9 protein-coding genes are annotated in these 10,265 nt (G+C 58.7%); 5 read left to right on the plus strand and 4 right to left on the minus strand.

Annotation, left to right across the window (positions count from 1 at the left end):
* Positions 1 to 65 precede the first annotated feature (65 nt).
* Positions 66 to 2,054, minus strand: a complete 1,989-nt coding sequence (gene tkt / locus E0L20_RS15830; protein ID WP_131634781.1) for a transketolase — start codon at positions 2,052 to 2,054, stop codon at positions 66 to 68.
* 19 nt (positions 2,055 to 2,073) lie between these two features.
* Positions 2,074 to 3,024 (minus strand): transaldolase, encoded by a 951-nt coding sequence (gene tal / locus E0L20_RS15835; protein ID WP_131634782.1) that lies wholly within the window; start codon positions 3,022 to 3,024, stop codon positions 2,074 to 2,076.
* 290 nt (positions 3,025 to 3,314) lie between these two features.
* On the opposite strand from tal, the gene maeB reads away from it, so the two are divergent.
* Entirely contained in the window at positions 3,315 to 5,594 is a 2,280-nt protein-coding gene (gene maeB, locus E0L20_RS15845; RefSeq protein WP_131634784.1) for an NADP-dependent oxaloacetate-decarboxylating malate dehydrogenase, read from the plus strand.
* 117 nt (positions 5,595 to 5,711) lie between these two features.
* Here maeB and hemF read toward each other — a convergent pair whose 3' ends face one another.
* Together hemF and amiA are read right to left on the minus strand one after the other, a co-directional pair.
* Entirely contained in the window at positions 5,712 to 6,611 is a 900-nt protein-coding gene (hemF, locus tag E0L20_RS15850; RefSeq protein ID WP_131634785.1) for an oxygen-dependent coproporphyrinogen oxidase, read from the minus strand.
* Entirely contained in the window at positions 6,611 to 7,486 is an 876-nt protein-coding gene (gene amiA, locus E0L20_RS15855) for an N-acetylmuramoyl-L-alanine amidase AmiA (protein ID WP_131634786.1), read from the minus strand. The genes hemF and amiA overlap by 1 nt, the downstream gene beginning before the upstream one ends.
* A 212-nt stretch (positions 7,487 to 7,698) precedes the next feature.
* On the opposite strand from amiA, the gene E0L20_RS15860 reads away from it, so the two are divergent.
* From E0L20_RS15860 to E0L20_RS15875, 4 genes are all read left to right on the plus strand, one after another.
* The gene (locus tag E0L20_RS15860; RefSeq protein ID WP_003861292.1) at positions 7,699 to 8,124 is read left to right on the plus strand and encodes a GNAT family acetyltransferase; all 426 of its coding nucleotides are present in this window, start codon (positions 7,699 to 7,701) and stop codon (positions 8,122 to 8,124) included.
* On the plus strand, positions 8,111 to 8,560 hold the full coding sequence (locus E0L20_RS15865) for a DUF2919 domain-containing protein (RefSeq protein WP_131634787.1): 450 nt from the start codon (positions 8,111 to 8,113) through the stop codon (positions 8,558 to 8,560). Before E0L20_RS15860 ends, E0L20_RS15865 begins: the two co-directional genes overlap by 14 nt.
* Positions 8,561 to 8,623: 63 nt before the next feature.
* Positions 8,624 to 9,199 (plus strand): RpoE-regulated lipoprotein, encoded by a 576-nt coding sequence (locus E0L20_RS15870; RefSeq protein WP_131634788.1) that lies wholly within the window; start codon positions 8,624 to 8,626, stop codon positions 9,197 to 9,199.
* 92 nt (positions 9,200 to 9,291) lie between these two features.
* Complete coding sequence (locus E0L20_RS15875; protein WP_131634789.1) at positions 9,292 to 10,191, plus strand: Dyp-type peroxidase; 900 nt, start codon at positions 9,292 to 9,294, stop codon at positions 10,189 to 10,191.
* Positions 10,192 to 10,265: the final 74 nt, after the last annotated feature.

A 10,265-nucleotide genomic window follows, 5' to 3' on the forward strand; every position in this document is an offset into this window, starting at 1 on the left:
GTGGCAAAGCCACCCAATTTTGTAGGCCGGGTAAGCGACAGCGCCACCCGGCAGCGCAGGCCGCACTAGATCACGCTCAGCGCCTTCTCCACCACGTTCTCAACGGTAAAGCCGAAGTACGGGAACAGCTTGTCGGCAGGCGCCGATTCACCGTAGCCGCGCATCCCGACGATGGCCCCTTTTAGCCCGACGTACTTGTACCAGTAGTCGGCAATCCCGGCCTCTACCGCCACGCGCGCCGCGACGTTAGAAGGCAGAACCGATTCCCGGTACGCCTCGTCCTGCGCGTCGAAGATGTCCGTGGAAGGCAATGACACCACGCGCACCGCGTGACCTTCGGCGGTCAGCTTTTCCGCTGCTTTAACGGCGATCTCGATTTCGGAGCCGGTGGCAATCAGGATCACGTCCGGCTTGCCGCCGCTGTCTTTCAGGATGTAACCACCGCGGGCGATGTTTTTCACCTGCTCCGGCGTGCGCTCAATCTGCGCCAGGTTCTGACGCGACAGGATCAGCGCGGTCGGTCCGTTATGACGCTCCACCGCCAGCTTCCAGCCCACTGCGGCCTCTACCTGATCGCACGGACGCCAGGTGCTGAAGTTCGGCGTCAGGCGCAGGCTTGCCAGCTGCTCGACGGCCTGGTGCGTTGGCCCATCCTCGCCCAGCCCGATGGAATCGTGGGTATACACCATAATCTGCCGCGCCTTCATCAGCGCCGCCATGCGCGCCGCGTTTCGGGCGTACTCGACGAACATCAGGAAGGTGGCGGTATAGGGCACAAATCCGCCGTGGTGGGCGATGCCGTTGGCAATAGCCGTCATGCCAAACTCGCGCACGCCGTAGTGGATGTAGTTCCCGGCTATATCCTCTTTCAGCGATTTTGAGCCGGACCAGATGGTCAGGTTGCTCGGGGCAAGGTCAGCAGAGCCGCCCAGCAGTTCCGGCAGGATAGGGCCGATCGCGTTGAGGGTGTTTTGCGACGCCTTGCGGGTGGCAATTTTCGCCGGGTTGGACTGGAGATCTTCAATCAATGCCTGGGTTTTCGCTTCCCAATCCTCTGGCAGACCCCCGCTCATGCGGCGGGAAAACTCGGCGGCCAGATCCGGATGCGCTTTCTTATAGGCGGCAAACTTCTCGTTCCAGCTATGCTGGGCCTTCTCGCCCTCTTCACGCGCGTCCCACGCCCGGTAGATCTCCTTCGGAATTTCAAAGGCAGGATATTTCCAGCCCAGCTTCTGGCGGGTCAGCGCCACTTCCTCTTCACCCAGCGCCGCGCCGTGCGCCTCTTCTTTGCCCGCCTTGTTCGGGGAGCCAAAGCCGATGGTGGTGCGGCAGATAATCAGGGACGGTTTGTCCTTCACGCTCTGCGCTTCCTGAATCGCTCTCTTCACCGCCTCCGGGTCGTGCCCGTCGATCTCATGCACCACGTGCCAGTGGTAGGCCTCAAAGCGTTTTGCCGTGTCGTCGGTAAACCAGCCTTCGGTTTCCCCGTCGATAGAGATGCCGTTGTGATCGTAAAAGCCGATCAGCTTGCCCAGCCCCAGCGTGCCTGCCAGCGAGCAGACCTCGTGGGAAATCCCCTCCATCAGGCAGCCGTCACCCATAAACACGTAGGTGTAATGATCGACAATCTCATGTTCCGGCTGGTTAAACTGCGCCGCCAGCGTGCGTTCGGCAATCGCCAGCCCGACCGCGTTGGCTAAGCCCTGACCCAGCGGCCCGGTGGTGGTTTCTACGCCGGGCGTATAGCCGATCTCCGGGTGGCCCGGCGTTTTGGAGTGCAGCTGGCGGAAGTTTTTAATCTCCTCAAGCGGCAGATCGTAGCCGGAGAGATGCAGCAGGCTGTAGAGCAGCATCGAGGCGTGGCCGTTAGAGAGAATAAAACGGTCGCGATCGTACCAGGTGGGATCGTTCGGGTTGTGCTTGAGGAAGTCGTTCCACAGCACTTCGGCAATGTCGGCCATGCCCATTGGGGCGCCGGGATGGCCGGAATTGGCTTTTTGCACGGCATCCATGCTGAGGGCGCGAATGGCGTTGGCTAGCTCTTTACGGGACATAGTTCACTCCGTGGCAAGGTTAAAGTTTGGCGGCGAGAAGGTCTTCAAGTTTGCGCTGATCGACGGCGAACTGGCGGATGCCGTCCGCCAGTTTCTCAACGGCCATTGCGTCCTGATTATGCTCCCAGCGGAACTCCGCTTCCGTCATGGCTTTGGGTTTTGGCAATACGGTAGAGGTCGGCACCAGCTTGCGGATCACCGTTTCGTCGCTCTCCTGCAGCTTTTTCAGCAGGTCAGGGGAGATGGTCAGACGATCGCATCCTGCCAGCGCCAGGATCTGCTCGGTGCGGCGGAAGCTCGCCCCCATTACGATGGTCTGGTAGCGGTGCTGTTTGAAGTAGTCGTAGATATTACGCACCGACTTCACGCCGGGATCTTCTTCCACCACGTAAGGGTCCATCGGCTGTTTGGCCTGATACCAGTCGTAAATGCGCCCAACGAAAGGCGAGATGAGGAACACGCCCGCTTCGGCGCAGGCGCGCGCCTGCGCAAAGGAGAACAGCAGCGTGAGGTTGCAGTGGATACCCTCTTTTTCCAGCACTTCCGCCGCGCGGATGCCTTCCCACGTCGATGCGAGCTTAATCAGAATGCGTGATTTATCGATCCCCTGCTCCTGGTAGAGTTCGACCAGGTGACGAGCTTTGTTAATACTTTTCTCCTGGTCGAACGAGAGGCGGGCGTCCACTTCGGTCGAGACGCGACCAGGAATGCTTTTCAGAATTTCCGCACCGAAATTGACCGCCAGCTTGTCGCTGGCCTCGGCGACCTGCTGCTCCTGCGTCTTGCCGCGTTGTTTACCGTAGGCAATGGCGTCATCAATCAGATGACTAAAATGGGCAAGCCCCGCTGCCTTTAGCAGCAGCGACGGGTTAGTGGTCGCATCTTCGGGCTGATAGTGCCGAATGGACTCGATATCGCCGCTGTCGGCGACCACGGTGGTGAATTGTTTGATGCCGTCTAGCTGGTTCATAAATAATTACTCCTTGGAAATAAAAGAGTTAGTCGAGTGCGTTAGTTCACACTTCTGCGAAAATCATGATGGACTTAACAAAAAAGCATAGCAGACGGGGGAGGCATTGCTTTCTGAGACGGGTAACATGGATGTTATAAATTGATAACAATTTTTGCTCCGCAATGGTGAGAGTTTGGCAGCCTTCAAAGTTTAGGGGGCCGCCTGCGGCGATACTATGCGGCACGCCAGGGTGTGCATAGGAACGTCAACATCACCCTTTTTGACCGATACGTGAAAGGAAAAATAAGATGGATGAGCAGTTGAAGCAGAGTGCCCTCGATTTTCACGAGTTTCCTGTCCCGGGTAAAATCCAGGTTTCCCCCACCAAGCCGCTGGCAACCCAGCGCGATCTGGCGCTGGCCTACTCGCCGGGCGTAGCAGCCCCGTGTCTTGAGATCGAAAAAGACCCGCTCGCCGCCTATAAATACACCGCGCGCGGCAACCTGGTGGCGGTGATCTCTAACGGCACGGCGGTGCTGGGATTAGGTAATATCGGCGCGCTGGCCGGTAAGCCGGTGATGGAAGGGAAGGGCGTTCTGTTTAAGAAATTCGCCGGTATCGACGTGTTTGATATCGAAGTGGACGAACTCGATCCCGATAAATTCATCAACGTGGTGGCCGCGCTGGAGCCGACCTTCGGCGGCATCAACCTGGAAGACATCAAAGCGCCGGAATGTTTCTACATCGAGCAGAAGCTGCGCGAGCGCATGAACATTCCCGTGTTCCATGATGACCAGCACGGCACGGCGATCATCAGCACCGCCGCCATTCTGAACGGCCTGCGCGTGGTCGAGAAAAACCTCTCCGACGTGCGCATGGTGGTCTCCGGCGCGGGCGCGGCGGCGATTGCCTGTATGAACCTGCTGGTGGCGCTGGGGATGCAGAAACACAATATCGTGGTCTGCGACTCCAAAGGCGTTATCTATAAAGACCGCGAGCCGAATATGGCGGAAACCAAGGCGGCGTACGCGGTAGAAGACGACGGCAAACGCACACTTGAGGACGTGATTGACGGCGCGGATATCTTCCTCGGCTGCTCGGGCCCGAAGGTGCTGACTCAGGAGATGGTGAAGAAGATGGCGCGTGCGCCAATGATCCTGGCCCTGGCGAACCCGGAGCCGGAAATCCTGCCGCCGCTGGCGAAAGCGGTGCGTGAAGACGCCATTATCTGTACCGGCCGTTCGGACTACCCGAACCAGGTGAATAACGTGCTTTGCTTCCCGTTCATCTTCCGCGGCGCGCTGGACGTTGGCGCAACGGCGATCAACGAAGAGATGAAGCTGGCGGCGGTTCACGCCATTGCCGAGCTGGCGCACGCCGAGCAGAGCGAAGTGGTGGCCTCCGCCTACGGCGATCAGGACCTGAGCTTTGGCCCGGACTACATTATTCCAAAACCGTTCGACCCGCGCCTGATTGTCAAAATTGCACCGGCGGTGGCGAAGGCGGCGATGGACTCCGGCGTGGCGACGCGTCCGATTCAGGACTTCGACGCCTACGTCGACAAGCTCACCGAGTTTGTCTACAAAACCAACCTGTTTATGAAGCCGATCTTCTCTCAGGCCCGCGCCGACGCGAAGCGCGTGGTGCTGGCGGAAGGGGAAGAGGCGCGCGTGCTGCACGCGACGCAGGAGCTGATCACCTTAGGCCTGGCGAAGCCGATCCTGATTGGTCGTCCGAGCGTGATTGAGATGCGTATCCAGAAGCTGGGGCTGCAGATCAAGCCGGGCGTAGACTTCGAGATCGTTAACAACGAATCCGATCCGCGCTTTAAGGAGTACTGGAACGAGTACTACGCGATCATGAAGCGCCGGGGGATCACCCAGGAGCAGGCGCAGAAAGCGGTCATCAGCAACACCACGGTGATCGGCGCGATCATGGTGCATCGCGGCGAAGCGGATGCGCTGATCTGCGGCACCATCGGCGATTACCACGAGCACTTTAGCGTGGTGCAGGAGATCTTCGGCTATCGCGAAGGCGTTCATACCGCCGGGGCGATGAACGCGCTGCTGCTGCCGAGCGGCAACACCTTTATTGCCGATACCTACGTCAACGACGATCCGACCCCGGAACAGCTGGCGGAGATCGCCGTGATGGCGGCGGAAACCGTGCGTCGCTTTGGCATTGAGCCGAAGGTGGCGCTGCTGTCGCACTCTAACTTCGGTTCGTCTAAATCCCCGGCGGCCTGCAAAATGCGTCAGACGCTGGAGCTGGTGCGCGAGCGTGCGCCGGAGCTGATGATTGACGGCGAGATGCATGGCGATGCCGCGCTGGTGGAGAGCATCCGTAATGAGCGCATGCCGGATAGCCCGCTGAAAGGCTCGGCGAACGTGCTGATCATGCCAAACGTGGAGGCGGCGCGTATCAGCTACAACCTGCTGCGCGTCTCCAGCTCTGAAGGGGTAACCGTGGGGCCGGTGCTGATGGGGGTGGCGAAGCCGGTGCATGTGCTAACGCCGATTGCCTCGGTGCGCCGTATCGTGAACATGGTGGCGCTGGCGGTGGTTGAGGCGCAGACGCAGCCATTGTAATTAACCCTACCCCTCACCCTAACCCTCTCCCCTGAGGGGAGAGGGGACTGCTCCGAGCCGTCTTTTCACCCTCGCCCCTTTGGGGAGAGGGCCGGGGTGAGGGGTAAGGGTCAAGGGTTACACCCAGTCCCGAACCTGAATAAACTCTCTCAAGGCAGCCTCCGGGCTGCCTTCTTTTGGTTCGTAGCTGTATTCCCAGCGCACCAGCGGCGGCATCGACATTAAAATCGACTCCGTGCGTCCGCCGGTCTGCAGGCCGAACAGCGTCCCGCGATCCCACACCAGGTTAAACTCCACGTACCGCCCGCGGCGGTAAAGCTGGAACTCACGCTCGCGCACGCCGTAGTCGGTGTTTTTGCGGCGCTCAACGATGGGCAGGTACGCGTCGGTGTAGCCTTCACCCACCGCGCGCATAAAGCTGAACGCGGTATCAAAATCGGGCGTGTTGAGATCGTCAAAGAACAGCCCGCCGATGCCGCGCTGCTCGTCCCGGTGCTTCAGGTAGAAATACTCATCGCACCATTTTTTAAATTTCGGGTAGACGTCCTCGCCAAACGGCAGGCAAATGTCTCGCGCGGTGGTGTGCCAGTGTACGGCGTCCTCTTCGAAGCCGTAGTAGGGCGTGAGGTCAAAACCGCCGCCAAACCACCAGACCGGATCGGCGCCGGGCTTTTCCGCTATGAAAAAGCGCACGTTGGCGTGGCTGGTCGGCACAAACGGGCTGTGAGGATGCACCACCAGCGAGACACCCATCGCCTCGAAGCTGCGGCCTGCCAGCTCAGGGCGGTGTGCCGTCGCAGACGCAGGCATCGCGTCGCCGTGAACGTGAGAAAAATTCACGCCCGCCTGTTCGAAGACACCGCCGTTGCGCAGCACGCGGCTGCGCCCGCCGCCGCCCGCTTCGCGCTGCCAGCTATCTTCCTGGAATTCACCGCCGTCTGCGGCGGCCAGTTTTTGGCAAATGTCATCCTGCAGCTGCAGCAGGAAGGTTTTGACCAGCTGTGCATTGGGTTTCATTAACGTTTCCTGGAGTGCGCTTTCTGGTTATCGAACCAGTTGAAGTAGCTGATGATACCGGAGGCAATCGCGTTGGCGATCTTCTGGCGAAACGCCGTGGTGCCGAGCAGACGCTCCTCTTCCGGGTTGGTGATAAAGGAGGTTTCCACCAGCACCGACGGAATCGACGGGGATTTCAGCACCACAAACGCCGCCTGTTCCGTGCCTTTACTGTGCAGGCGGTGCACCGGCTTAATCTTCTTCAGAATATGCGACCCGAGCGTCAGGCTGTTCTTGATGGTGTCCGTCTGCACGAGGTCAAACAGCACCTGCTGCAGCAGATGGTCTTTGTCGGTGGCTTTCTTCCCGGCGACTTCATCCGCCCGGTTTTCGCGGTCGGAGAGGTATTTTGCCATGGCGCTACTGGCGCCGCGGTTGGAAAGCGCAAACACCGAGGCACCGGCCGCCGACGGGTTGGTAAAGCCGTCGGCGTGAATCGACATAAACAGATCCGCGCCGTGCTTATGGGCAATCTCCACGCGGTCGTACAGCGGAATGAAGGTGTCGCCAGAGCGCGTCAGGCGGGCGTCAATGCCATTGCTGCGTAAAATCGATCGCACATTTTTTGCAATCGCCAGCACGACGTGTTTTTCTTTCGAACCGTTTCTGCCGATGGCGCCGGTATCAATGCCTCCGTGGCCCGGGTCGAGCATCACCAGGCGCTTCGCCCCCGGCTTCCTGGCTTTGGGTTTACTGTGTCCGTTACTGGTTTTAAGCGTGCTCTCGTCTTTAGCCTGAGCCTGCTTAGCGATGCCCGTTAACGTTAAGGCCGCCAGCCCCGCTTTGAGAACCTGACGACGCGATGTGAGTGCTTTTAATGGTTTGAATGTGCTCATGCGGCCTGAATAGTAAAAATTGCGATCCTGGTGTTATATCGTATCGTGATTACCGTTACGACAGTCCTTATTGATAATTGTTTTACTTTTCATTTCAATACGTGACAAAGTGACATTATGCCAAATTTTGGCGAGATTTTCCCCGGTTATTGGCTAAACGCGCGGTTCACGCCATAATCACTGTTTTTAAACCCGAAAAGGCGGTTAATACCATGGAGATACGCGTTTTTCGCCAGGAAGATTTCGAAGAGGTGATCACCCTTTGGGAGCGCTGCGATCTGCTGCGTCCGTGGAACGACCCGGAAATGGACATCGAACGTAAGGTGAATCACGACGTTAGCCTGTTTCTGGTCGCAGAAGTCAACGGCGAGGTGGTCGGAACGGTAATGGGCGGCTACGACGGCCACCGCGGTTCGGCCTATTATCTGGGCGTTCACCCGGAATACCGGGCGCGCGGCATTGCTAACGCGCTGCTCAATCGTCTTGAAAAGAAACTCATCGCCCGCGGCTGCCCGAAAATCCAGATCATGGTGCGGGAAGATAACGACGTGGTGCTGGGGATGTATGAACGTCTGGGCTACGAGCACGCCGACGTGCTGACCCTGGGTAAGCGCCTGATCGAAGATGAAGAGTACTGAATTTCACCCGGCAGACTATGACGCGCAGGGCCGCGTCAGGCTGCCTTTTCTGTTCTGGTGCGTACTCCTGCTGCAGGCACGCACCTGGGTGCTGTTCGTGATGGCCGGGGCGTCGCGCGGGCAGGGCGACACGCTGCTGAACCTCTTCTATCCCGATCACGATGCGTTCTGGATTGGTTTACTGCCGGGCATTCCGGCCGTACTGGCGTTTTTGGTCAGCGGACGGCGGCATCTTATCCCGCGCTTTTGGGCCGCGCTTCGCTGGCTGCTGATCCTGGCCCAGATTGCGCTGCTCTTCTGGCAGCCGGTTCTCTTGTGGCGCGGTGAGCCGCTTACGGGCATCGGTATTGCGCTGGTCGTGGCGGATATCGTGGCGCTGCTGTGGCTGCTCACTAACCCGCGTCTGCGCGCCTGTTTTACGCATCAGGATGATTAATCCGGCACTTTTTGCCGATGCCGCACTCCAACAAGCGTTGATTTAACAAGAAAGGACGTTTCAATGAAATCGCTGCGTTTACTTTTATGCGCTCTCCCGCTGGCGTTGACCGGCTGTTCGACGCTCTCTTCCATCAACTGGTCTGCTGCGTATCCGTGGAACTGGTTTGGTTCTTCCATCGAAGTGACCGAGCAGGGCGTAGGAAAAATTACCGCCTCAACGGCGCTCGATCAGGACGCCATTCAGGACGCCCTGAGCAGCGACTATCGGCTGCGCAGCGGCATGAAAACGGAGAATGGCAATATTGTGCGCTATTACGAAGCGCTGAAGGGTGACACGCTGGCGCTGGTGATTAACGGTGATAAAGGCACGGTAAACCGTATCGCGGTGATGGATGAAGACATTCCAACCGCCAGCGGCGTGAAGGTGGGTACGCCGTTTGGCGATCTCTATAAGCAGGCGTTCGGCAACTGCACCAGCGTGCCGTCGGACGACAAGGTGGCGGTAGAATGTAAAGCTGAAGGCAGCCAGCATATCACCTACCTGTTCACCGGCGAGTGGAGCGGCCCGGAGGGGCTAATGCCGTCTGACGACACGCTGAAAAACTGGAAAGTGAGCAAAATAATCTGGAAGCAGTAATTTGCGCCTGAACAAACCGCCTCGCTGAAATCCGGGTATAATAGCCGCCATCAATGCCACGCTGACGTGGCATCTTTATTTCAGGAGGAGCGATGTCTCAGGTTCAGAGCGGCATTTTGCCAGAACATTGCCGCGCGGCGATTTGGATTGAAGCCAATGTAAAAGGGGACGTGGATGCCCTGCGTGCGGCCAGTAAAGTTTTCGTGGATAAACTGGCCACCTTCCAGGCCAAATTCCCGGAAGCCCACCTTGGCGCCGTTGTTGCCTTTGGCAATAACGTCTGGCGTCAGCTGAGCGGTGGGGAAGGGGCGGAAGAGTTAAAAGACTTCATCCCTTACGGCAAGGGCCTCGCGCCAGCCACCCAGTACGACGTGCTGATCCATATTCTTTCTCTGCGTCACGACGTGAACTTCTCCGTTGCTCAGGCGGCGGTTGAGGCCTTTGGCGACAGCATCGAGGTGCAGGAAGAGGTTCACGGTTTCCGCTGGGTTGAAGAGCGCGATCTGAGCGGCTTCGTCGACGGAACGGAAAACCCGGCGGGTGAAGAGACGCGTCGCGACGTGGCGGTGATCAAAGACGGCGTGGACGCGGGCGGCAGCTACGTGTTCGTGCAGCGCTGGGAGCACAACCTCAAGCAGCTTAACCGCATGAGCGTGCATGACCAGGAGATGATGATTGGCCGTACCAAAGACGCCAACGAAGAGATCGACGGCGACGACCGTCCCGTTACCTCTCACCTGACCCGCGTTGATCTGAAAGAAGACGGCAAAGGGCTGAAGATTGTCCGCCAGAGCCTGCCGTACGGCACGGCAAGCGGCACGCACGGCCTTTACTTCTGCGCTTACTGCGCGCGCCTGTATAACATTGAGCAGCAGCTGCTGAGCATGTTCGGCGATACCGACGGCAAGCGCGACGCCATGCTGCGCTTCACCAAACCGGTGACCGGCGGCTACTATTTCGCGCCGTCCGTTGAGCGCCTGCTGGCGCTGTGACACCCCTCACCCTGACCCTCTCCCCAAAGGGGAGAGGGGATTAATGCCTTATTCCCTTTTCTGCTTCTAAATCA

Origin of the sequence: Enterobacter wuhouensis (assembly GCF_004331265.1) — a bacterium.
In the GTDB taxonomy this organism is placed as follows: domain Bacteria; phylum Pseudomonadota; class Gammaproteobacteria; order Enterobacterales; family Enterobacteriaceae; genus Enterobacter; species Enterobacter wuhouensis.

What these genes read in the sequence shown, in the direction of transcription:
- tkt (WP_131634781.1), bottom strand. Translation starts at nt 2,054, where the DNA reads ATGTCCCGTAAAGAGCTAGCCAACGCCATTCGCGCCCTCAGCATGGAT.
- tal (WP_131634782.1), bottom strand. Translation starts at nt 3,024, where the DNA reads ATGAACCAGCTAGACGGCATCAAACAATTCACCACCGTGGTCGCCGAC.
- maeB (WP_131634784.1), top strand. Translation starts at nt 3,315, where the DNA reads ATGGATGAGCAGTTGAAGCAGAGTGCCCTCGATTTTCACGAGTTTCCT.
- hemF (WP_131634785.1), bottom strand. Translation starts at nt 6,611, where the DNA reads ATGAAACCCAATGCACAGCTGGTCAAAACCTTCCTGCTGCAGCTGCAG.
- amiA (WP_131634786.1), bottom strand. Translation starts at nt 7,486, where the DNA reads ATGAGCACATTCAAACCATTAAAAGCACTCACATCGCGTCGTCAGGTT.
- E0L20_RS15860 (WP_003861292.1), top strand. Translation starts at nt 7,699, where the DNA reads ATGGAGATACGCGTTTTTCGCCAGGAAGATTTCGAAGAGGTGATCACC.
- E0L20_RS15865 (WP_131634787.1), top strand. Translation starts at nt 8,111, where the DNA reads ATGAAGAGTACTGAATTTCACCCGGCAGACTATGACGCGCAGGGCCGC.
- E0L20_RS15870 (WP_131634788.1), top strand. Translation starts at nt 8,624, where the DNA reads ATGAAATCGCTGCGTTTACTTTTATGCGCTCTCCCGCTGGCGTTGACC.
- E0L20_RS15875 (WP_131634789.1), top strand. Translation starts at nt 9,292, where the DNA reads ATGTCTCAGGTTCAGAGCGGCATTTTGCCAGAACATTGCCGCGCGGCG.